At 68.8% G+C, this 23,215-nt stretch carries 16 protein-coding genes and 2 pseudogenes; 12 read left to right on the plus strand and 6 right to left on the minus strand.

The window, feature by feature from the left end; translation table 11 throughout:
- The first annotated feature begins 108 nt into the window (after nucleotides 1–108).
- A complete protein-coding gene (locus BS73_RS11070) occupies nucleotides 109–360 on the plus strand; it encodes a ribbon-helix-helix domain-containing protein (RefSeq protein WP_051941380.1) in 252 nt (83 codons plus the stop codon).
- A 64-nt stretch (nucleotides 361–424) separates the two neighbouring features.
- On the opposite strand, the gene BS73_RS11075 is transcribed toward BS73_RS11070, so the two are convergent.
- Entirely contained in the window at nucleotides 425–637 is a 213-nt protein-coding gene (locus BS73_RS11075; RefSeq protein WP_037571468.1) for a hypothetical protein, read from the minus strand.
- 172 nt (nucleotides 638–809) lie between these two features.
- On the opposite strand from BS73_RS11075, the gene BS73_RS11080 reads away from it, so the two are divergent.
- The 6 genes from BS73_RS11080 (at nucleotide 810) to BS73_RS37255 (ending at nucleotide 6,579) form a co-directional block, all read left to right on the plus strand.
- Nucleotides 810–2,096 carry a sensor histidine kinase gene (locus BS73_RS11080; RefSeq protein ID WP_051939806.1) on the plus strand — a complete coding sequence of 429 codons (1,287 nt, stop codon included), beginning with the start codon at nucleotides 810–812 and terminating at the stop codon, nucleotides 2,094–2,096.
- Nucleotides 2,086–2,760: a response regulator transcription factor gene (locus BS73_RS11085; RefSeq protein ID WP_037571470.1), complete on the plus strand. Its 675-nt coding sequence runs from the start codon at nucleotides 2,086–2,088 to the stop codon at nucleotides 2,758–2,760. Before BS73_RS11080 ends, BS73_RS11085 begins: the two co-directional genes overlap by 11 nt.
- Before the next feature lie 99 nt (nucleotides 2,761–2,859).
- Nucleotides 2,860–3,897, plus strand: coding sequence for a CPBP family intramembrane glutamic endopeptidase (locus BS73_RS11090; protein WP_084703963.1), 1,038 nt, complete (start codon nucleotides 2,860–2,862; stop codon nucleotides 3,895–3,897).
- A gap of 630 nt (nucleotides 3,898–4,527) precedes the next feature.
- Complete coding sequence (locus tag BS73_RS11095) at nucleotides 4,528–5,004, plus strand: MarR family winged helix-turn-helix transcriptional regulator (protein WP_051939807.1); 477 nt, start codon at nucleotides 4,528–4,530, stop codon at nucleotides 5,002–5,004.
- A 71-nt stretch (nucleotides 5,005–5,075) separates the two neighbouring features.
- Nucleotides 5,076–5,645: a cysteine hydrolase family protein gene (locus BS73_RS11100; RefSeq protein ID WP_037571471.1), complete on the plus strand. Its 570-nt coding sequence runs from the start codon at nucleotides 5,076–5,078 to the stop codon at nucleotides 5,643–5,645.
- A 16-nt stretch (nucleotides 5,646–5,661) separates the two neighbouring features.
- A complete protein-coding gene (locus BS73_RS37255) occupies nucleotides 5,662–6,579 on the plus strand; it encodes a hypothetical protein (RefSeq protein WP_037571473.1) in 918 nt (305 codons plus the stop codon).
- Between the two features lie 54 nt (nucleotides 6,580–6,633).
- On the opposite strand, the pseudogene BS73_RS41105 reads toward BS73_RS37255, so the two are convergent.
- Together BS73_RS41105 and BS73_RS11110 are read right to left on the minus strand one after the other, a co-directional pair.
- Nucleotides 6,634–6,753, minus strand: a pseudogene (locus BS73_RS41105) (IS481 family transposase); the annotation flags it as partial.
- 84 nt (nucleotides 6,754–6,837) lie between these two features.
- Nucleotides 6,838–7,350: a hypothetical protein gene (locus BS73_RS11110; protein WP_037571475.1), complete on the minus strand. Its 513-nt coding sequence runs from the start codon at nucleotides 7,348–7,350 to the stop codon at nucleotides 6,838–6,840.
- Nucleotides 7,351–7,791: 441 nt separating this feature from the next.
- Between BS73_RS11110 and BS73_RS39415 the strand changes: the two genes are divergently transcribed.
- From BS73_RS39415 to BS73_RS36045, 4 genes and pseudogenes are all read left to right on the plus strand, one after another.
- Complete coding sequence (locus tag BS73_RS39415) at nucleotides 7,792–8,184, plus strand: hypothetical protein (RefSeq protein ID WP_051939809.1); 393 nt, start codon at nucleotides 7,792–7,794, stop codon at nucleotides 8,182–8,184.
- Nucleotides 8,185–8,227: 43 nt separating this feature from the next.
- The gene (locus BS73_RS11120) at nucleotides 8,228–8,737 is read left to right on the plus strand and encodes a hypothetical protein (RefSeq protein ID WP_037571476.1); all 510 of its coding nucleotides are present in this window, start codon (nucleotides 8,228–8,230) and stop codon (nucleotides 8,735–8,737) included.
- 229 nt (nucleotides 8,738–8,966) lie between these two features.
- A complete protein-coding gene (locus tag BS73_RS11125; protein ID WP_235215370.1) occupies nucleotides 8,967–9,197 on the plus strand; it encodes a hypothetical protein in 231 nt (76 codons plus the stop codon).
- A 263-nt stretch (nucleotides 9,198–9,460) separates the two neighbouring features.
- Nucleotides 9,461–9,811 (plus strand): annotated as a pseudogene (locus BS73_RS36045) (tyrosine-type recombinase/integrase); the annotation flags it as partial.
- 111 nt (nucleotides 9,812–9,922) lie between these two features.
- Here BS73_RS36045 and BS73_RS11135 read toward each other — a convergent pair.
- Together BS73_RS11135 and BS73_RS40320 are read right to left on the minus strand one after the other, a co-directional pair.
- On the minus strand, nucleotides 9,923–10,327 hold the full coding sequence (locus tag BS73_RS11135) for a hypothetical protein (RefSeq protein WP_152617578.1): 405 nt from the start codon (nucleotides 10,325–10,327) through the stop codon (nucleotides 9,923–9,925).
- 32 nt (nucleotides 10,328–10,359) lie between these two features.
- Nucleotides 10,360–17,811 (minus strand): polymorphic toxin-type HINT domain-containing protein, encoded by a 7,452-nt coding sequence (locus tag BS73_RS40320; RefSeq protein ID WP_037571481.1) that lies wholly within the window; start codon nucleotides 17,809–17,811, stop codon nucleotides 10,360–10,362.
- A gap of 479 nt (nucleotides 17,812–18,290) precedes the next feature.
- Between BS73_RS40320 and BS73_RS11145 the strand changes: the two genes are divergently transcribed.
- Nucleotides 18,291–22,556, plus strand: a complete 4,266-nt coding sequence (locus tag BS73_RS11145; RefSeq protein ID WP_037571482.1) for an FG-GAP repeat domain-containing protein — start codon at nucleotides 18,291–18,293, stop codon at nucleotides 22,554–22,556.
- Here the strand turns inward: BS73_RS11145 and BS73_RS34580 are convergent.
- Nucleotides 22,540–23,214, minus strand: coding sequence for a hypothetical protein (locus BS73_RS34580; protein ID WP_152617579.1), 675 nt, complete (start codon nucleotides 23,212–23,214; stop codon nucleotides 22,540–22,542). The two genes, BS73_RS11145 and BS73_RS34580, sit on opposite strands and share 17 nt — an antisense overlap.
- Between the last annotated feature and the right edge of the window lies 1 nt (nucleotide 23,215).

Below are 23,215 nucleotides of genomic sequence, written 5' to 3' on the forward strand. Positions count from 1 at the left end.
AGCCGGGAGCTTGATTCAGTGCGGGTGATGCCGTGGTCGGCTAGCCAGCCGGAGACCGTCAAGGCGTCGGCTCAGCGCCGGGAGGCACTCGTACGCCACCCTTGGTACATGTTCATGAAGCGCACCAATGTCTACGCCGACCCGGAGGATCTGGAGATCATCAAGGAGGCTGCCCGGCGGAGGGGGATAAGCGAAGCGGAGATCATCCGGGAGGGGATCCACCTCGCGGCCATGGCCAATCGGGTATGGGACGAGCCGCTGTTCTCCCGTACCTTCGAGGGCCGTGGCTCCACGCCCTCCCGCAGTGCGGTGCGCGACATCGGCCCCAGCCCGTGCGGGGCCGACGAGCCGGCCCGGTAGCGCCAGGGTCGAGTGTGGTGGAGGGCCGGAGTGCTGCTCCCTTCGAACCCCGCCCTGTCGGGTCTCAGCGCTGCTGCCGCCGTCGCAGTGCGCGCACGGCCAGGGTGCCGGCGCTGAGCGCTGTCACTATGCCGCAGCACAGATGGATGCCGGTGTGCGGGCCGCCGAAGGAGGCCGCGAGGTTGACGGCCGTGCTGGTGCCCACGATCGCCCACAGCAGGGAGTGGAAGACACTCCGGCCGTTCCCGGACGGGTGCGGGGACACGAGGTTCGCCATGGCAACGTCCTTTGCTCGTTCGGTGGTTGAAGCCGAGATGAACGGTACCGAGCAGCCCCGCCCCGGAAGATCCCGCGGGCTGCCCGACCGGAGGTACAGCAGGCTGTACCGCTACGCTTCTCGTTCCGCGGGCCCCAGCGGGGTCCGCGCGCCATCGATGGGGGTGAGAAGGATGAGCAGCGGGACGTCGCAGCGGGCCACCGGCGTACCGGAGTCGAAGGAAGCCGCCACCGCGGCGCTCAGGGCCGCCTGGCACGCGATCGGCGAACTGGCGGGCGGACTCGGCACCGCGCTTCCGGCACTCGCGCTCTTCCTGCTGCTGCTCTGCACGGCCGTTCTGTCGCTGGCCGGGGTCGGTCTGCTGCTGGTGCCCCCCGCGCTGAGTGCCCTGCACGCCCTTGCCGGGCGCGAACGCCGCCGACTCGCCCGCCGGGGCCGCGACATCGTCGCTCCGGACCCGCCGCCCACGCATCCTCGTGCGGCGGCGCTGCTCCACCGCACCACCCGGCGCGAGCTGTGCTGGCTGGTCCAGCACGCCTCGGCGGGGCTGCTGCTGGCGCTGCTGGGTGTCTGCCTGCCGATCCTGGCGGTGCGCGACACGGCGTTCCCGCTCTACTGGCGGCTCCTCCCGAACGGCAGCACGGCCACGTCCCTGGGCTTCGGCACCGCGCGCACCTGGCCGGAGGCGATCGCGGTGGCTCTTCTCGGGGTGAGCTGGATCGCCATCGTCCTGGGGCTCGCCCCCAGGCTGGCGCGCCTGCAGGCGGCGCCCGCCCGCCGTCTTCTCGCCGCCGATCCCACGACGGACGTCTCGGCCAGGATCGCCGAGCTGACCGCCAGTCGTGCCGCCGCCCTGGACGCCCACGCCACTGAACTGCGCCGTATCGAGCGCGCCCTGCACGACGGCAGTCAGAACCGGTTGATCTCGGTCGCCGTGCTGCTCGGCACCGCCCGTCGCCGGCTGGCCCGCGGACCGCATCCGGCGGACGACGAGCTGGTCGACATCCTCCTGCGGGCCCAGTCCGCCACCGAGGACGCGCTCGCCGACCTGCGCAGCGTCGTGCGCGGCATCCTGCCCCCGGTGCTGGAGACCCGGGGCCTCGCCGGGGCGCTGTCCGGACTGGCCGCCGACTGCGCGGTGCCCTGCCTGACGGATGTCGATGTGCGCGTCCGGTGCGCCGCTTCCGTCGAAGCGACCGCGTACTTCGCGGTGGCCGAGGCCCTGACGAACATCACCAAGCACAGCGCTGCCCGCCGGGCCACCGTGACGGCGCGGGTCGACGGCGGAGACCTCCACCTCGTCATCACCGACGACGGCCGGGGCGGAGCCGTCGAGGACGGCGGCTCGGGTCTCGCCGGCATTCGCCGCCGGGTGGAGGCGCACGACGGAACCCTTCGCGTGGCCAGCCCCGCCGGCGGCCCGACAACCCTTGAGGTGCTGCTGCCCTGTGGACCGTGACCCGCGGATCGTGATCGCTGAGGACGACCCGCTGCTGCGCGAGGGCCTGGCCTCGCTTCTGCGTGCCGAGTCGATCCAGGTGGTGGCCACGGCAGGCACCCCCGAGGGGGCCCTGGAGGCCATCGACGAGTACCGACCGGACACCGCCATATTCGATGTTCGGATGCCGCCCACCCATACCGACGAGGGCATCCGCGCGGCAGTCGAGGCCCGGCGCCGCCACCCCGGCCTGGCGGTCCTGGTGCTTTCCGCACACGTGGAGCAGAGCTTCGCGACCGAACTGCTCTCCGATGGCGTCGGACGCGTGGGCTATCTCCTCAAGGAGCGGGTGGGCCGGGTCGAGGAGTTCCTGGAGGCCCTCGAGCGGGTGGCATCCGGCGGCACGGTGATCGACCCCGAGGTCGTCGTCCAGCTCTTCACCCGCGCCCACCGGGACACCCGTCTGGAACGGCTGACCCCGCGCGAGCGGGAGGTGCTCGCCCTCATGGCCGAGGGGCTGGGCAACAGCGCGATCGCGGAGCGGCTCGTCATCACCGAGGGCGCGGTCCACAAGCACATCCGCAGCGTCTTCGCCAAGCTCGACCTGTCGCCGGCCGACCGGGTGGACCGCCGGGTGACCGCGGTCCTCAGATACCTGGAGGACACTCGGTCGCGGTCGAGGTAGTGCCTGCTGTACCGCGGATCGACGCGCACGCGGCAATGATCCGCCCGCGCGGCCCTGGTGTGCTGGACGCTCAACCAGCACGCGTGAAGGGACACTTGAGTGAGCCGCAATCAGCCGCGCGACGGCCTCCGACCTCTCGACCGGCTCCGACGCCGCCCCCTGCTGAGCTTCTTCCTGCTGGCCTACCTGCTGAGTTGGGCGGCGTGGACGCCGTACGTGCTGTCCCGCAACGGTCTCGGCGTGTGGCACTTCGGCTTTCCCGCCGTCGGAGGCAGCAGTCAGCTCACCGGTGTGCTGCCCGGTGCCTACCTCGGGCCGATCGCCTCCGCCCTCCTGCTGACCCGGCTCACCCAAGGGCGCCGGGGCGTACGGGCCTGGGCCCGGCGGATGACCAGGTTCCGGGTCGGCTGGCGCTGGTACGTCGGGGTGCTCCTCGCCGTGCCCACCGGGCTGGCCGTCGCCGGGACCGCGCTGAGCGACCGGGGACCCTCGATGCCGCCCCCCGCCGTGCTCGCGGCATACCTGCCCGGGCTGATCCTGCAGATGATCACCACGGGGCTCGCCGAGGAGCCCGGCTGGCGGGAGTTCGCCATGCCCCGCGCCCAGGAACGGTTCGGCCCCCTGCCCGCCACCATCCTGGTCGGCGTTCTGTGGGGCGCCTGGCACCTGCCGTTGTTCCTCACCGACTGGGGCGGTGGCCCGCATGTACAGCTCACCCGGGTGGCGGCCTTCATGGCCACGACGATCTGCTTCAGCTCTGTGATGACCTGGGTGTTCAACCGCTCCGGCGAGAGCATGCCGCTGGTGATGCTCCTCCACACCGGCGTCAACAACTTCTTCTCCGTCGCCTGGTCGGACATGTTCCCGCGGCTCTCCGAGGCCGCCCCCACCTACGCCTTCCTCCTCGCCTCGCTGGCCGCCGCCCTCGTCCTCCTCATCACCACCCGAGGCCGCCTCGGCTACCGGACGCCCGCAACCGGGCCGGCGTCGGCTCCCCCCGACGGGTCCGGTGCCCACCGGGATCTGGAATCCCTGGCGGAGCGGCCTCGCGTCCCTCTCAACGGCCGTTGGGCAGCAGAGTCCGGAGGACGCCGGGAAGAGAGGCCGATCCGTTCCGGCCGAGAAGCGCGAGGTTGAGCAGGAAGCCGGGGAGGATCGCCGGGATCACCTGGGACACCACCTCGGCGGGGGCGCCGGGCCATCACCCGCGCGGGCTCGCTTTCGCCGTCGCCCTGGCGCAGTGCGGCGTGCAGTGCACCGGCCACGTCGGTGAGGTTCTGGGGCCTGACAGTGAGGATCGTGTCGTCCTTGCCGGCGAAGTAGCGGTAGACCGCGCCCGCGGATCGACCCGCCTCGGTGAACACGTCCTGATCGAGGTGAAGCGGGACTCCACCCCCTGCCCGGAACTCAGGGCGGCATCGATCCCATTCCGCTCCTGGCGTGACTCGAGAATCAGTGCCCTGCGTAGACCCAATGCCCAGAGCCATCGATCTCGCGCACCCCAACGTCGGCCTGCGGGATGCGGACTGGGCATCCCGGCCCGAGCCGAGCTTGGGCTACCGCCACATGGGACTCGATCACCGTTGCTGGGCAGTGGAATTACCCGCGCACAGCCCATGTCGGCATCATCCGGCTCCTATCCCGCGCAGCGTGGCGGCCGTCGTCATCGGTGCCTGCCGATGTGGGGGCGGACGCGGCGGCCGGCTGCGGGGAGAGAAGCGAAACGAGCCATTGACTTATGTGACATAACTATATAGCATAACAATCATGAAGGAGGAAGACATCGAACTCCTGCGTGCCCAGCTCAAGCTGCTGCAGCGGCGCCTGCGCGAGGAAGCCCTGCCGGTCACCGGACTCTCGCTCACCGCCGCGCGCGTCCTCGGAGCGGTCGCGCGGGCGCCGGAGGACGCTCAGCCGAGGCAGCTCGGCGAACGGCTGGCCATGACCGCCCCGAACGTGTCCGCGGCACTGCGCGAGCTGGAAGCCGCGCACATGGTCACCCGCGGCAAGGACCCGTCCGACGGCCGCAGGGTTCGCATCGCCCTGACCGATCACGGCCGGAAAACGGTCGCCCACAGCAGGCGCGAACGCGACACCTGGCTCGGCCAGGCGATCGAGGCCCTGCTCGACGAGGCCGAACAACAGCAGCTCAGCGCTGCGGGCCAGTTGATGGAACGCCTCGCCGGCTACCGGCCGCCCGCACCGCCGCCCGGGCCGCCGCCCGCCCTGCCGCCCGCCTCCTGAACGACGCACCTCAAGAACCCGCCGGCCGCGAGCCACCTCCTGCGGTCGGCCGACACTCCACGGAGACAGCCATGCCGTTGAGCACCATCGACCCCGTCTGCGCGCTGATCGTCGTCGACCTCCAAAAGGGGGTCACCAAACGCCCGGCAATGAAGCCTGTTCTGGACAACTCCGTCGCCCTTGCGGCCGAGTTCCGCCGAAGCGACCTGCCGGTCGTCCTGGTCACCGTCGACGGTGGCGCCCCCGGACGCACGGACGCCCGCCAGAGCGGCGGCGCGCAGCGGGCCCCGCGCCCGGCCGACTGGGCCGACCTCGACCCCGCACTGGACCCCAGGACCGGTGACATCCGCATCACCAAACAGCGCTGGGGCGCCTTCACCGGGACCGAACTCCACGAACGCCTGCGGCAGCTCACCGTCACCCAGGTCGTGATCACCGGAGTCGCGACCAGCATCGGCGTGGAGTCCACCGCCCGATCCGCCCACGAACTCGGCTACCACGTCGTGCTCGCCACCGACGCCATGGCCGACCGCGACCCGGAAGCCCACCGCCACAGCACCGAACGGATCTTCCCCCGCCTCGGCGAGACCGCCACCACGGCTGACATTCTCACCGCCCTGCGCGCCCGGCCCCACGCCTGAACAGGAGGCCACCGCCATGCAGACCGTCATCTCCGCGGACGTGCCCGTCCGCGCCCAGGACCCGTCCCAAGCCGCCCGCCCCGGCTCGATCCTGCGCCAGAACCTGCTTGCCGCGACCGCCGAGGACACCCTGAGCTTCCGGCTCATCCGCAGCCAGTACCAAAGCGGCGACCTCGCCTTCGAAAGCCCCCGCCACCACCACGCCTTCCAGCAGCTGCGCTGGACCGAGACCGGCTCCGTCAACTACGCCCCCGGCCAGGACATCCCCGAAGGCGACCTCGCCTACTTCCCCCGCGGCGCCTACTACGGCCCCCAGCGCAAGGACCAGGGCACCGCCCTGCTCCTGCAATACGGCTTCGGCGACGAGTTCCTCCACCGGGGTGGCGGCAGCGGTGCCGACGGCGGCAGCGGCGGCGGCAGCGGCACCCGAAACGGCGGCGACGACGCCGAACAGGCCGTCCAGCGGCTGCGCGAGAACGGTACCTTCACCGGCGGCGAATACCTCGACACCGACCCCGTCACCGGAGCACCCCGCCGCCGCGACGCCGTCCAGGCAATCTACGACGCACGCACCGGCGGCGACTTCTCCGTGCCGCCCGCCGGCTACGAGGCCCCGATCCTCATCCACCCCGCCGCGTTCTCCTACTACCCCGCGGGGCCGGGCATCGAGACCAAACACCTCGGCGGCTTCTACGACCACCCCGGACCCCGTGCAGACCTGCGCATCTCACTCGTCCGCCTCACCGGCGGGGCCGGCTACGCCTTCCCCGCGGACCGCGCACAGATCGCCTGGAGCATCAGTGACGGCCTGCACATCGATGGCCGCCCACACCCAGCACTCACCTGCCTCTACAGCCCCCGAGGCGAAACAGACACCATCAACGGCACCGACGGCGTCGAACTCATCGTCCTCACCATGCCCCGACTGGACTGACCCCGAAAGAGACCACTGCCATGAGCCCCTCCCCCACCCCGCCCGCAAGGTGCATTGGCCCGCAGGGTTGTTGACGCGGCTGATCGGAGTGTGGCCTCCGAGTGCGGTGTGGCACCGGTGGTGATTGTAGGTGTGCAGGAAGCTGTTCAGGGCCCGGGTGCGTTCGGTGTCCGTACGAGGCAGTTGGAGGCCAGGTCGGGGCCTGCACAACGCAGTCGGCGGGCAGGCGGGGTGTGAGATATCTGTGCTATCCGCGAACTAGGCGGAAGGGCTGCTCGGCAGCCGCTTCCTCATCGCCGACCGGGGGTTGCCCGAGCCAATGTCGCTACGGATCCGATGTCGCAGATCAGCGAAGCTCCGGTCGTATTCTTCCCGAGCGAGGGCGTAGGGCTTCGAGTCGCGGAGGTGGCCTTCGGTGACTCGGTCCTGGAGGTCGCGAAGGGCGTGGAAGGCAGTCGCGGCCGCGTCGACCACGTCCTCCGGAGCGATGACCGATATCTGGTAGCGCAACTCGTACTTGCTACCGCCGTTGAACGACTCGCGGGCGAGCTGCGCACGTTGCTCCACCTCCATGCCCGGTTCGCTCGCGGCGAACCGGATCTCCCGCCGGCTGCGGGAGAGGGCCGCCATGTACTCGGCGTACACCTGCCGCTTCACATCCTGCTCGTGATCGCGCCGGTCCCTCTTCCATCGGCTCCGATCAGCGACCATCGTGGATCCGATTCCGATCAGCGCTCCGGCCATCGTGCTCAGAAGTGACGTCCAGTTCACAGCGGAAGAGTAGTTGTCAGAATTCGCTCAAGACACTCCCCTGCTCAGTGGCAAGCGATCACCGCTCCCCCACCCCCTCTGGGCCGGCGTGGTACTGCCCACCGCTCCCCGTCCCCCGGTACTCGGCCACTGGGATCGGGGCGACCCCGTCACGCACCCGCGCCGTGTACAAGAGACCCTCAAGGTGGTCGACTTGGTGGGCGACGAGACGGACGACGCCGTCCCTTCGAACGCCGTCCCTTCGAACGCTGGCTCACCGAGCGCCCGGAAGGACTCGCACCCGGCATCCGCTCGGAAGCCGAGCGCTGGACCCGCGTCCTGCGCGATGGCGGCCCCCGCAGTCTCCCGCGACGGGAGGGCACGGTTTGGCTCTCCCTCCCAGGTCCGACAGGCCCTGCTGAAGTGGTCGAAGTGCTACGACCAGCCCAGTTTGCCGCCCTCATGCTCCACGACGTTGACCTCGGCAACCGCCGACTGGCCGTTGCTGGACGCGCCCGGCCTCTCGACGACCTCACTCTGAAGCTCATGGTGGAGTGGCTGCACTACCGGTGCCGTCGGTGGCTCAGCACCGCGAGCCCCCACCTGCTGGTCAACAACCAGACCGCCAACACAACCAGCCGGGCCAGCAACCACTGGATCAGTCCGCCGCTGCGGGGACAGGACGCCACCCTCGAACGGCTCCGCGTTGACCGGCAGCTCGAAGAGTCCCTGACCCACGGGCCTGACCCACTGCATCTCGCCGAGGTCTTCGGGCTCGACGAGAAGACAGCGATGCGCTACGCGGACTCCGCACGAGCCCTGCTGGACCAGACCGCTGAACAGCACCGTCTATGAAATCTGCTCGACCTGGACGCACCGTGAAGGGAATCATGGACGAGTGACGCCGACCGAAGCCGCAGCGATCGCTCTCCAGGACCATGCCGCTCTCTGGAGCATGGGAGAAATCCGCGCGAGCGATGTCGTCCATGCAGCCTGCGATGCGCTCGTCGCCGGACTCGACACCCCCGGCCTTCGCATCCTCGCCGCCTGCACGCGCGCCGAGGCGGACTACGACGTCCACGACTTGCTTCCCGCAGCACTCCACGAACTCGGCCTCGCCTTCTATCCGGTCGGCAGCGAGGCCGGTCAGGAAGCCGTCGCCCGAGCCCTCGCACGCCGCATGCTCGCCGGAGAGCTCACCCCTCGGGAGTTCACCTTCCGGATTCACCAGCGCCACGGACATGAGATGCCCCTGACCGAGCGCCTCGCTGAACTCGACGACGAGTACGACATCCTCGAATACGGCGTCAGAACCGTGGACGAGGTCGATGCCGAGGTCACCGCCGAAGCCCGCCGCCTCGCGGCCCACCCCACGGTTCCCGCCGAACCCACGGATCCGCGGAGCTGATGCACACGGACCGACCCGCGTTTTCCCGCTGAACAGACTTCGGTTTTCCTGAACCCGCGGGCCTCAATGGCCTCGGGACTGGTGGGCTCGCATGTTGAAGTGTCGCGTATTCCAGCTCGGATCGCCGCAGTTGCTCACTATGGGTGATGAGGACAGTGTCCAAGGTCCGGCCTGGAGTAGGTATGTTCGTCCGGATGCGCGATCGAAGCACTTCAGAAGGGGGAGACTGGTGGTGGACGTTGTCGCGATCATGGAAGCACTGGCTGAACAGGGCGTGACGGTGCTGTTCAAGGCCGATGCGGAGCGGATGGCAGAGAGGCGCAAGCCTTGGACCTTCGTCGCCAGCGGGGCCCCGTTGCGTGAGGACGTCCTCGTGCGAACCGACGCTGCTTCGGTGGAGCAGTGCCTCGCAGCGTGCTTGCCCCGCCCGCGTGAGCTGGGCTTTTCGTTCCCCGAGTGAGGGAGCGTCGTCGTAGTTCACCGTGTGTGGTCGCCGGGCGCGTATCGGCTCCAGGTTCCGCCGGCTTCGGTGACCAGGGGGGTGGTGGTGTTGTCGTGATAACCGCAGTGGCTCTTCCCCGGCCGTCAGCCCGGACAGACGATGAACCCAGTCAGCCTCCAAGTCCACCTGCGTGAGATCGGCGTCCCACCGCAGCGCGGCAGGACCTCCGCAATCCGCCAGCTCGTCCTCCAAGCCCCGGCCCCGTCATCGCGAGGGCACTCAGTGGGTACGTCTTCACGCTGCCGGTCGGACACCCGATCGAACCCGCCACCCTCACCCGGCACTTCAACGCCCTGCTCCGCGACGCCCGCCTGCGGCCGATCCGGTTCCACGACCTGAGGCACTCAACCGCGACCCTCCTCCTGGAGCAGGGCGTCGAGCTCGTCGTCATCAAGGAGCTCCTGGGCCACGCCCACATCGGCGTGACCGCGACCGTGTACGCCCACGTCCGACTCCGCCTCCAGCGCCAAGCCATCGACCTCCTCGGACATGCCCTTGGCAACTTGTCCGAGACCGCCGCCGAGCCCGACCACGGCGACGACCCGCCGCTTCATGCAACACCCGTCCGCTGACGTGGCCGTCAACTACTGCCGTCAGACGCCCCAGTGGCCCCGCCGGAGCATCACTCCGGCGGGGCCACTGGCATTTCAATACGCAGATTCCCCCGGGCGAATCACTGGGCTTCAGTTCGCTAGCGACGGGAATAGATCGATATCTTCCCAATCATCACTGAACGCCTCAAGCATCACCTCGAAGGCCCTCGCTGCTCTCAAATCCCGCCGCTCGGTCGCATCGAGAAGGGCCTCCTCAACGCCGATCTTCAACCACTGCCATCTGAATCGAAATGCCAGGAATTGAACAATCTCGACAGCTGCAGAGCAATCGCTGGAACGCAAGACCCAGAGAACTGCAGGCTTGACCTTTTCAAGTTCACCTGCCACCTCCAGCTCCCGTGCGAGCTCCGCCAGCATCGGATCAATGCTTAGCGTTGAATTAGTGGCATCCAGGACGCGTGAAATATCCTCAAACCTTGCAATCAAAGAGCTGATCTCCGGCCCTGACTGCGATTCTGCTGCATCCGATTCCACCGCTGCTCCCTCCTTCACGATCGCACGGCGATCTACCAGCGCTCCCTGTATGTATTTGGGCCGACGTCGAATCCTGCCTGACTAAACGCTTCTTCGGCCGCCATGCGCGGGTCCGGCCCTGAGGGCTGATAGTGACCTGAGCGGTTATCCATTTCCTTGAGACGCCCATTGTATAGCTTGAACTCACCGGCGGCAGCCACGTCATCTCCCTGAGCCAGGTCGATGTGCCCGTACTGGCCGCCCAGGCGAGTGACGCGCAAATCACCATTTTCCATAAGTACGTAGATAAACCTACCTGTGGCGTTCTTGAGATCGCCGATGGGCGTCGGAGTCATCGGGTGGATGGGGTCATCCTTTTCCAAGTTCGGCCACAGGCGACATGAGCCGTTTGAGTTGTGCACCAGGATTGGCGTGCCGCCCGCCACAACATAGTACGTGTGGAGTTGCTGGACGGTGAGGTTGTCGCGGTCGGCGGTTCCGCGGGTGGAGGTGACGGCAAGGACGGAGGCGGCGTGACCTGCGGTGGTGGCGAGGTGGTGACCGGGGGTGAGTTTGCCGGCGGCTATCCAGGTGTGGGCGGTCTGGTCGTAGAAGGGATGATTGGCGGTGGTCTTGAGGGTGGCGATGTGCCCCTGCCCTGTCTTTAGGGTCAGGTTGAGGAGATCGTGGTCGTGGTTGATCCAGACATGTTCGACGGCGCGTCCACCCGTATCTTTTCCGGTGTCAGGGTCGGCGGCTTCGACCTTGTCACCGGGTTTTATCTTACCGATCGGCTTTTTCTTTCCGTCGGCCATGAGGACGGGTGTCGTGGGAGCAAAGCTACAGCCGAATCCGCCTTCTTCGCCATCACTGCGGATACCGTCCTTGCCTCCGACGGCCAGGCCTTCTCGAATTCCGGCAGTCGTGAGGCTGGTGAAGGCGAAGACGGATTTTGGACATCCGCCGATCTCGCTGCAGGCCATCATGATCGTATAGAGGCGCTGGTAGTCGTCCGGTCCTTGTGCGCTCGTGTACGGACAGCTGGCCTTTCCGTAGTCGGAGGAGCACCATTGATGGGTGTAGTCCTGGTAGGCGCGTGCGAACTGGGCCGCCTTCCCCCAGCCGGAGTCGACGTAGACCCGCTTGGCGACCTTGAGCATCTTTGGCTGCGGTGGCTCATATCCTGGGCATCCCGGGATGGAGCTGGTACAGCTAGGCGAGTTGTCCGCGCTTCCGTGATGGTCTGATGGGTGTCCGTAGACGGTTCCGCGGGGCGCGTTTTTCCTCCCCTCGGCAGACAAGGGGTTTTGCCCATAGCCGTCACAGAGGTCCCGCGGGCACAAGCCGGAGGGGTCTGACTCGTTGACCGGATCGTCGTCGGCGTAGGCGTAGCCGTTCCATTGCTGCGGGTCACTTAGGGCCTGGACGGGGTCGGTGGTGAGGAAGCGACCGAGGGCGGGTGAGTATTCGCGGGCGCCGAGGTTGGTCAGGCCGGTGATGGTGTCGGCGGTGCCGCCGACGTAGCCCTTGCTGCCGGGCCAGGTGGTGGGGTTGCCGCCAGGGGAGCGGTCGGTCCCGAAGGGGGTGTACATGCGGCGCTGGACGGTCTTGTTGTCCGCGGAGATGTCGGTGGTGCCGGTGCCGTGGGGGTCGGTGTATTCGAAGCTGAGGGAGCTGCTGGTGCTGGTGGTGGCGGTGCGGATGGCGGTGGGCGCGCCGGGCAGGGAGTAGTAGCGGGTGTCGGAGTGGGCGAGGCCGGTGGAGCCGAGGACGAGTTCGTCGGTGCCGAGGTAGAGGGTGGTGGCGCCGGCGCGGTTGCGGGCGATGAGGTCGCCGGCGGCGTCGTAGGTGTAGGTGGTCTTGGTGCTGCCCTGGGTGAGGGTGGCGAGGCGGCCGAGGTCGTCGTAGGTGAAGACGGCGTCGTTGGAGGCGGAGGAGGCGGAGTAGGTGCCGCTGGACCACAGGGAGTTTCCGGTGGTGTCGTAGAGGGTGAAGTTGTGGTCGTCCTGGACCTTGGCGATGGCGCCGGGGCTGCTGGTTCCGGTGGACCACAGGATGGTGCCGTCGGTGTCCTTGACGGTGAAGTTGCCGTCGGTCTGCATGGCGGCGCTCGCGCCGGGGTGGCCTGCGGTGTTGGAGGACCAGATGGCCTGTCCGGACTGCAGGGAGTACAGGACGAGGTTGCCGTCGGCCTGCATGGACAGGCGGGCGGTGTTGGAGGTGACGGAGTGGCCGGAGGCGATGGTGGCGCCGGAGGCGAGGAGCTTGGTGCCGGCGGCCTGGGTGATCTCGGTGGTGTTGCCGGTGGCGTCGTAGTTGAAGGTCTGGGCGCCGCCGGTGTTGCCGCCGGTGCTGGTGGAGGTGACGGCGTGCGGCTGGGGGGCGCCGGCGGCGGGGTAGGTCTCGGTGGTGGTGGCGTCCTGGCTGGTGTCGCCGGTGGGTGAGTGATCGGTCTCGCTGGTGCGGTTGCCTGTGGCGTCGTAGGTGTAGGACTGCCAGTAGGGGGAGGGTCCGCCGAGGTTGGAGGCCTGGGGGGTCGTGTGGGTGCAGCTGCCGAGGGCCTTGATGGAGGGGTCGGGGGCGGTGGTGGTGCCGCCGGTGTCGGTCCAGGCCTGGGTGAGGCGGCCGAGGTAGTCGTAGGTGTAGCACTGGGTGTCGGTCTTGGCGCTTCCGCCGCCGTCTTGGATGTCGGTGGTGGAGGTGATGTCGCCGGCCTGGTCGTAGGTGTAGCTGGTGTCCTCGACCGTGGTGGTGCCGGTCTGCATTTGCAGCTGGGTGCCCATCAGGCGCTGGGTGTAGGGCTCGTAGGTGTAGGTCTCGGCGATGGTGGTGGGGTCCACGCCCATGCTGGCGCGCAGGGGTTGGCCGAGGTGGGTGTAGTCGAGCCAGGCGACGTAGGCGTCCTTGCCGCCCATGACGACTGGGAGGCCGTCCTCGTTGTATTGGTAGCCGACGGTTTCGGCGGGCATGGGGCCGATGGCGGGGAGAGTGGTCTGGTCGGGCTGGCGGGTGACGGTGCGGTAGGTGTTGCCGGTGGTGTAGGTGAGGTCACTGCTGTTGCCGGCGGCGCCGGCCGGGACGGTGAGGGTGTTGCCGGTGGTGAGGTAGTCGGGGGTGTAGCCGGTGATGGTGTTCTTCCAGGCGCGGCCGGCGGTGTCGTAGCTGGTGGTGGCGGCGACCTGGCCGAGGGCGCCGGTGGGGTCGTAGTCGGTGTGGGTCAGCTTGGTCGTGGTAATGCCGTCCGCGGAGGTGGCGGTGGTGTCGGTGGGACGGCCGAGGGTGTCGTAGGTGGTGGTGATGCCGCCGGAGGGGGCGTGGCGGGCGTCGGTGGTCTTGGTGGGTTCCTTGTCGTCGTCGTAGGCGGTGAGGGTGGTGCCGGTGTCCGGGTCGGTGGTCTTGACCTTGTCGCCGAGGGCGTCGTAGCTGGTGGTCCAGGTGTTGCCGCTGGAGTCGGTGACCTTGGCCTGGCGGCCGAGTGCGTCGTAGGCGTAGGTGGTGGAGTCGTAGGCGCCGGTGGGGGCGGCGCCATGGAACTGGCGCAGCTCGACGGTGTTGCCGCGGGCATCGGTCAGCGTGGCCGTGGGGGTGCCGCCGGCGGGCGGGGTGACGTCCGTCTCCGCGGTGCTGGGATAGGCGGTGGTGGTCGCCCATTGGGTGGTCTGGTTGGTGCCGTCGCCGGTCTTGAAGGTGGAGCTGGTGGTGCGGCCCATGCCGTCGTAGGTGGTGAAGGTCTCGCCGGGGATGGCGGCGTCCACGGGTAGAACGAAGTCGGGGCTCGGGGCGGTGCCCTGGCTGAAGTAGGGCTGGTCGCTCATCACGGTCTGGCCGTGCGAGTCGTACATGGTGTCGCTGATCAGGCGGGCGGCGGTGCTGCCGTCGGGAGGTATGCTCTGTTCCTGGCGCTGCTGCAGGAAAGAGTCGTAGATCGTGTAGTCGGGGCGGTAGGTGAAGTCGTCGCGTAGCGTCTCGGTTTCCACCCACGAAGGGCCGGTGTTGGAGACCGAGTAGGTGTAGCGGGAGCTCGGGGCGGCGCTATATGTGGACTGGGGGTGCCCGGGGAGCCAGTCGGCGGTCAGCCGGCCGAGGCCGTCGTAGGTCGCGGTGGACGGTGTGCCGTTGACGTCCACGGACTTAGTGGTCAGTCCGCGGGCCACGTCCAGGGTGTCGGTGGCGTTCCAGCCCTTGGGGTTGGTGGTCTGGATGCTGATCGGCAGGTACTTGGTGCCAGTAGGCAGGTAGGTGGTCTGCGTGGTGCGACCCATCGCATCGGTGGCGGACGTAGGTCTGCCGTAGGAGTCGTAGGAGGTCTTGGCGGAGGTGGTCCATTCGGCCGTTCCGCCGGCGCCGTTCCAGTCCTTCAGACTCATGGTCGAGGTGGCGTCGCCTGCACCGTTGTCGGGGACGGTACCGAGGGTGGTGGAGCCGTCGTAGAAGGTCTTGGTGTCGGTGAGGGTGTGGGCAGCGTCCGCCTTGGTGGTGCAGTCACCGCTAACGGCGACGACCTCGGCTGGTAGGCCGGCGATGGTTCCGGCGCTGTTACCGGCGTAGGTGGTGCGGGTGCACTTCTCGGGGGTGGAGTTGCCGACAGGGGTGTCGTTGGCATCGACTTCGCCGCGGTCGTCAACGGCGGTGGGCAGGCCGGTTGCGTCGTCGTTGGTGGTCAGGACCGCGGAGGTACGCCAGGTGGAGCCGGTGATCCAGCCCATCTTGTACTCGGCGGCGGTCCCAGTGTGGTAGGCGACCTGGTCGGGGAGGTTACCGCCGCGGGCATGGGTGGCGGTGGCGCTCGAGAGCCAGGGAATGGTGATGGTGCGCTGGCGGGCGTAGCCGCCATCGTGCTCGTAGGTGGTGGTCTGGTACGCGGTGTCGGCCCAGGGGTCCTTGTCGGTGATCGCCGCGCCGTGGGCCGGGGTGACCGAGGCGCTCTTGTGACTCCCGTCGGCGTTCAGGTCGCCGTCCATGCCCTGCAGGTACCAGGTGATGGATTTGGTGACGGGGTCGGTGCCGGCGCCGGTTCGGGTGGTGACCTGGGAGTAGCCGCGCCACTGATCCCAGGTGCGGTACTTGGCGGCGGTGATCTCGTCGTCGTCGTGGTGCCAGGCCGCGGTGCCGGCCGAGTAGTCGTACTTGGACACCTGGGGAGGGGAGTTGGTGGTGGTGTTGTCGGAGACGTCGACCTCGCCGACCAGGTATTTGTTGAACCAGTCGAGGATGGGGTCGCTGTATCCGGGCGGGGTCCAGCGCACCGGGTAGCAGGTGGTGGCGTCCTTGTCCTCGCTCGGTGGGCTGGTGCGCGAGCAGGTGTCGTTCTGATAAGTGACGGCGGTAACGGCGCCGGACTCGTTCGTAATGGACGTCAGGCGCTGCCGGCTGAGTGGGGTGACTGCGGGTTCGCTCAGTCCGGGGACGCGGTTGGGGTAGAAGGCGCCCTTGAAGGTGACCGGGTTCTCCAGTACGGCTGCTCCGCCGGCGCCGGTGTCGGCGCCGGTGTGCTGGATCGAATCAAGCCACATCGCCTTCGGTGAGACGGAGTTGTTCACGCCCGTGGTGCCGTCGGCTGGGTTGGGGAAGTCCTGGTTCTTGAGCGCGTAGCTGTCCACGGTGCGGTAGCCGGGCGTGGACAGGGACGTGTCCCACACACTGGTGGCGATGGTGGTCAGCCGGTCGTTGGTCCAGAAGCTGGGCGCGTAGTGGGAGCAGGAACTCGAGCCGCAGTTCTGGTCATAGGGGACGTCGGGCCAGTGGGAGGCATTGGAGCTGCTCAGGGTGGCGCCGGAACAGGTGAAGCCGGCGGGGTCGCAGCGGCCCTCGGCCGCCCGAGTGAAGGTGACCTTGTCCGGGGCCGAGGTGCCGGCGAGGTAGTCGGTGGCCTTCTGGCCGTAGGTTATCGAGGTGAGGGCGCCGCCGCGGGTGTAAGCGGTGGGGGTGTGGGTGCTCCCGCGGCCGTAGTAGTTGGTCTCCGTGGCGTAGTGGTAGACGGTCAGGTTGCCGTGGGCGTCCACAGAGAAGTCGAGGTTCCATTGCCAGCCCTGAGTGCACCAGGAGGCGTCCAGGGTGGAGGCGTTGCACGGCTCGCCTGAGTTGTTGCCGTAGACGGGGGCACCCCAGGCGGAGGCCGTCGAAGTGTCCTTGCCATTGCCGCCCAGGCCGGTGGGAAGGTGGTCGGCGCCGAAGACGAAGGTGTTTCCGGCACGATCGGTCAGCTGCCAGTAGGTGCCATTGTTCAGGCCGTTGCTGGCGCCGGAGAGCTCCTGCACAACGGAGCCGTCATCATCGGCGAACTTCCACTTGTTATCGCCGGCTGGGACGAGGTCGTGAGTTTCGCCGTTGAGGCTGATGGTGGCGTTGTCACCGGCCCAGCACTGCTCCTGATTCGCGCTGGCTTCCCCGTCGTCAGCGCAAGTGCGGTAGGAACGGGTGATCTGCCCGGGCCACAGGGTCCAGGAATCGCCGGCCCAGGAGCCTTGGTTGTTGGTCTGCGAGGTGCGCCCGTCCGCAGCCTGAGAGTTGTAGGACAAGGCGAGCTCGGGGGCCGAGCCGCCGGGGGCCGGTGGCACGGTGATCGGGTAGGTGTAGGTGAAGGCGCCGGTGGCGCCGCTGGTGTCCCACTTGGATGAGGAGGCCAGCGTGGAGGCCTTGTAGTCGCCGGAGGTGCCGGAGGCGTCTGCGGTGGAGGTGAGGACCACGACGTTGTTGTTCGCCGCGGTAGTCCTTGTGCCCGGGGTGGCGGCGTCCGGGAGGGTGAGCGGCGCGGTGGTGGCGGGCAGGGTGAGGTCGGCGACCAGGCGGTGGTGCGCCAGGTCGTTGGCCGAGGCGGCGACCGGGGTGCCCACACGGCAGGCGGCCTTGGCGGGGGTGGTCAGCAGGCAGGAGGGATAGGCGGTCAGGTGCAGCCGGTCGGCGTAACCGCCGCCGTAAGCGTCCTGAATGCCGGAGTAGTCCAGGGCGACCGAGACGCGCTCGGGTGCCCGGGATGCGTCGGTGCGCGAGAGGGAGACGAGCAGTCCGTCGATGCCGGAGGCGTGGCTGGCGCTGCGGGAGGCGACCGCGACGTGCACGGCCTGCGGGGTGGCCGCCGCCTGGTCGGCCGCCCGCGCGGCGTTCGTGGACTTGCCCGGTGGCAGGAGGTTGCCGGTGAGCTGGCCGGCCGGGGCCACCGTCAACGGCACCGCGGCGGTGTGCGCCGGTGCCGCGGCGGCGAGTGCCGGGGCGCTGAGCGGGCCGGTCGTGGCCGAGCGGGTCGCCAGGTAGGGGGTGTGGGGGGTGCCGGCGAGGTGTAGGTCGGCGGCGGCCGCACCGGGCCAGTGCACGGCGGACGGGCCGGTGTCCTTGGGCTGCTTGGCCGCCAAGGCCGCGCGCAGCGCTGCCGGCTGCGAGCGCGGGCCGGGGGTCGGGGTGGCCTTGTGGACTGCGACCGAGGTCTGGGCGGGCAGCGGCCCCGGCGACCACAACTTCGGGCGGTGCACGGCGGCCGCCGGTCCGGCGGTGAGCAGCACGGAGATCACCGATAGTGCTGCGGCGCTGCTGAGCAGCGATCGCCAGCGTGCGCTGCGGTGATGACGGGGTATCACATCGGCTCCCGCGCTCGGTAAGTAAGAGATCACAGTCGGCGATGAGGATAAGGCTCACCGGTCTCTTACATGGCAAAGCCCAGGCAAAGGATGTTGTGACCGCGTCAGTTAGCCCACATACGAACCCGAAAAGGCCGCGAAGTTCCCTTTGGTCCATGTGCCGCATCAGTCCCTGATTGCACGTCAGAATGCCTGCTCAGCATGGGGTTTGTGCTTGTGCCGCGCGCCCGGCAGGAGCTAGCGTCCCGCGTGACCCCGTCCGCCCAGGAGGAGAAGCGGCTGCCGTGACCCACACCCCACGCACACGCACATGGCCCCGCAGCCGCGCCCTCGGGGCACTGATCGCAGGAATCCTCGCCACAGGCCTTTTCGGCATCTCCATGCCGCCAGCTCATGCGGAGGACACCCCGAGCGTGCCGCTCCCGCCCGCCGCCGCCTCTCCGGGCGCCCTGCAGCAGGCCGAGATCGCCGCCTCCGCGCAGGCCCGCAGCAGCGGCGCGCCCGTCACAGTGGACGCCGCCACCGACGCCTTCTCCACGCTCCTGGCTCAACCCGACGGGACGTTCACCCGCTCGACCACGGCCCAACCGCAGCGCGTGCAACGCAATGGAACCTGGACGCCGCTGGATGCGGCCCTGCACCAGAACAGCGACGGCTCGTGGTCCCCGGCCGCCAGCACCGCCGCGCTCACCCTGTCAAACGGCGGGAGTGGGGCCCTGGCCTCCATCGACAACGACGGCCACAAGATCGCTTTCAACTGGCCCACCACACTGCCGGTGCCCACCGTCACCGGGGCCACCGCCCTGTACCCCGACGTTCTGCCGGACACCGACCTGTCGGTGACCGCCAACGCCCAAGGCGGCTTCACCGACACCATCATCGTGCGCACCGCGGCCGCCGCACAGAATCCAGCGCTAAGCACCCTCACCTTCTCCACCACCACCGACGGCATGACGCTGGGCGCGGACAGCGCCGGCAACCTCACCGGCACCACCCCCGACGGGGCGGTGGCCCTGCACTCCCCCGCCCCGCTGATGTGGGACTCCAGCAGCACAAGTCAGGCGAGCACCACCCGGTCCGCGTTCCTCGCCGCCACCTCCGACACCACGAGCGACAGCACCGACGCCCCTGCGCCCGCGCCCGGCGACCAGGTGGCACCGGTGGCCGTGCACGTCGACTCCGGCACTCTCCAACTCACCCCGGACCAGGGGCTGCTGACCGGCTCCTCCACCACCTACCCGGTCTACATCGACCCCAGCTACACCCCGACCTGGGTGGACGGGTCGACCAGCGCCGCGCACTACACCTACATCCAGTCCGGCGCCCCTGATACCTCCAACTGGGACGCCGACACCACCTACGACGCCCACGGCATCGGCGTCGGCTACCAGGGCTACGAAGACCCCAAGGGCGTCGAGCGCAGCTTCTACCAGTTCAACGTGGGCACCTGGATCGACCCCAAGGTCATCCACTCCGCGACGCTGGACGTGGACGAGACCTACGTCGCGAAATTCGACTGCACCGCCTACGACGTGAAGGCCTACAGCATGGCCTCCCACATCGGCGTCTCGACCACGTGGAACAACTTCCACGACGCCATGGCCACCTACCTGGACACCCAGTCCATCGGCGGCGCCTACAACACCGGCTGCGCCGGCGCGACCGCCACCAACTTCAACGTCACCTCCGCGCTATCCAGCGACGGCGACGGCGTGGTCACCCTGGAACTGGTGGGCAGCGAGGCCAACGCAGACGCCTTCAAGCGCTTCGCCAAGACCGCCACCCTCGTCTACACCTACGACACCATTCCCGACGTGCCGACCGGCATGTCCACCGTGCCCAACTCCACCGCCCCCGCCGGCCCCGGCTGCAGCACGGACTCCTCCACGTTCGGCTGGATCAGCTCGGGCGGCTCCGGCGGCGCCGTCACCCTGCGCGCGCCGGTCAAGGACGCCGACGCGGGTGCCGGCCAGCTGGTGCGCGGCCAGTTCGCGCTGTGGGACAACACCGCCTCCGGAACCCCCGCGGTCATCTCCCTGGGCGGCACCACCAGCGTGCCCAGCGGCACCTTGGACTCCAACGCGGACAACGGCTGGATCACCTCCGGCGGCACCGCCACCAAATCCATACCGATCAGCGACCTGACCGACGGCCACGAATACGGCTGGTTCCTGCGCGCGGACGACGGCATTGCCCACTCCGACACCGGTACCGTCTGCCACTTCCTCTACGACGCCCACGCACCCAGCGCCTTCCAGCTCAACGGCAACGCGATCGACGACGGCACCTGCATCAAGGGCGCCAACCTCGACCCGGCCCATCCCAGCGTCGCCCTCAGCCTGAACGCCAGCGACAAGCCGAGCGACGCCGAGACCGGCTACAACTGGAGCGGGGTCACCCACTTCTCCTACGCGACCAACGACGCCAGCACCCTGGATGACGACGGTGGCACCCACATCACCGCCACCTCCACCGGCGGCGGCGCCTATACCGCCTCCCTCAGCCTGTCCGGCTTCTCCAACTGGGGAACCAACACGGTCTGGATCGACGCCGTGGACGCCGCCGGCAACCGCAGCGCCACCGAGTGCTACACCTTCTACCTCCCCTGGAACTCCACCACCAACGTCCCCCCCGGCGACCTCACGGGCGATGGCCACCCCGACATCCTCGCCCAGTCCATCGACGGCGCCCTGCGCTCCTACCCCACCACCCTCACCACCGGCGACGCCACCCCGGTGCTCGCCTCCTCCGCCATCGACGGCCCCAACTCCGCAAACGGCACCAGCACGTGGGCGAACGCCCAGTACGTCCACCGAAGCGGCCCCGACCACAGCACCACCAACAACCGCGTCGATGACCTGTGGGCGCTGAACACCTCCGGGCAGCTCGCCCTGTTCGAGAACACCGACCCGACCGGTGCCGCGGAACCGGCCACCTACGAGTACTTCGCCCCCACCAAGATGATCAAGAGTGTGGCCCGTCCCACGTGCACCGCCACCGACGGCAGCTGCGACGGCTACGCCACCGGCACCACCGACTCCACCGGCGACCATCCCTGGTCCTCGGTCGAGCACCTCCTGGCCGTCGGCGACATGACCGGCGACGGCTGGCCCGACCTGGTCACCCAGGAGAACGGCGGCCAGCTGTGGCTCTTCCCCGGCAACGCCTCCGACTCCTTCAACACCCCCCAGCGCCTCATGCCCTCCCTCAACTGGGACCGCTACACCCTCATCGCCCCCGGCAACACCACCAGCGACGGTGGAGTCGCCGCGATCTGGGCACGCACCAACTCCACCGGCAACGTCTACGCCTTCCCCGCCCACCTCTCCGGCGGCTCAGTCACCCTCGGCTCCGGCACCCAGATCGGCACCAACTACACCCCCGACGCCTACCCCCTGGTCTTCTCCGTCGGCGACCTGGACGGCGACGGCCACCCCGACCTCGCCGCCGTCACCCGCGACGGTGCCCTGATCACCCAGAAGGGCGCCGCCACCGCCGACGCCACCGAGTTCGACCCCACCAGCACCACCAACGCCATCGAGCAGATCCAGTCCCCCGGCTGGGGCGAACACCAGCTCTCCGTCGAGGGCTTGGCGATCCCGCACACCGCCACCCCACACCTGCAGCCGACCGCCAACGGCGACGACGGCACCGCCTTCACCACCACCGGCGGCGCCCTCTACACCTCCACCGCCGACGGCACCGGCGCGCTGAGCGCCCCGGCGGTCAAGCTCGCCTCCTCCAGCTGGTGCCCAGGCACCGTCCTGGCCACGAACGGGGACTTCAACGGCGACGGCAAGAGCGACGTCGCCCTGCTGTGCAAGTACCCCAACACCAGCAGCGAGACCGCGATCGGCGTGATGTACGCGCACGCCTCCGGCGACGGCGGCTACGCCGCCCCGGCCACCATCTGGCACAGCACCGGCTTCGGCTCCGGCAGCCAGTTCTTCACCGCCGGCGACTTCAACGGCGACGGCAAGAGCGACCTGGCGATCTTCTACCACTACAGCGACGACGCCGGCTCCCACGTCGCCGTCTTCACCATGACCGCCGACGCCAACGGCGACGGCGGCTTCACCGACACCGCCCCCGTCAAGCGCTACGAGTCCACCACCTTCGGCCCCAACACCCGCTACCTGGCCGCCGGCGACCTCAACGGCGACGGCAAGAGCGACCTGGTCCTCTTCTACAACTACACCGACAACTCCAACTACCACGTCGCCCTGCTGTCCATGACCGCGGACTCGAGCGGCGACGGCGGCCTGGGAACCCCCACCGGCCTGTGGGACAGCCCCGACTGGGGCCCGAACACCGCCTTCATGACCGCCGGCGACTTCAACGGCGACGGCCGCTCGGATGTGGCGCTGATGTACCACTACACCGACCAGTCCGCCCACGTCGCCATGTTCACCCTCACCGCCCACGCCAACGGCGACGGCGGCCTCGGGACCAGCGTCCGCCGCTACGAATCCACCACCTTCGGCGGCGCCACCACCGCCCTCGTCCCCGCCGACACCAACGGCGACGGCAAGAGCGACCTCGTCCTCTTCTACGACTACGGCAGCGGAACTCAATCTGCCTTGACGATGACCGCCGACCCGAGCGGCGACGGCGGCCTCACCCGCCCCACCAAGAACTGGACCGTCACCGGACGCACCGACATCAACAACTACCTCTAACAACGAGGCACAATCCCTGCCCCTGGGAGGGCACCCGCCACCAGGCCTCCTTCCAGGGGCAGAGACCTTCCTGACGACGCCGTCCAGCCAGTGAAACGTAGAGCATCAGCACGTCGTGGTCCTCGAACAGGATGTCCGAGCACATTCCCGAGTCGAAGTCACTCCGGTGTTGGGACAGCGAGGAGATGGCGTCTTGGACCGCGTAGGGCCGGCACTTGGCAAGCTGCTCGGCGCAATCGATGGCCAGATGCAGGGCCATCTCCTCGCCGGTACAGCGCGGCTCCACCCAGCCCTCGGCTTCCAAGTCCGCGGCCAGATCCTCAAAGCAGCGGGCGAACTGCCGAAGCCACTCGCGGTCCCGCCCTTGGATGATGCGCGGAAGCGAGGCGAACAGCGGCGTGGGCTCGCCGACCGGCCGCTGGATCTCGGCCCAGGCCTCGCCGGCAAGTTCGGCCAGGGCGAGGTGCAGCACCGCTGCGGTTCCCGGACGCATCCCGACCTCCAGGTCTTCGTCCTTGCCATCGTCCTGGTCCGCCCCTGCATCGTGGAGCAGGCTCAGACCATCGCGCACGGGGCCGAGGCCGGTGCGGGCCCACTCTGCGACAGCCGCCTGCAGGCACTGAGAGCTCTCGCCGAAGAACCGGTAGGCCTGGTCCACA

Origin of the sequence: Phaeacidiphilus oryzae TH49, from assembly GCF_000744815.1 — a bacterium.
Taxonomy (GTDB): Bacteria; Actinomycetota; Actinomycetes; order Streptomycetales; family Streptomycetaceae; genus Phaeacidiphilus; species Phaeacidiphilus oryzae.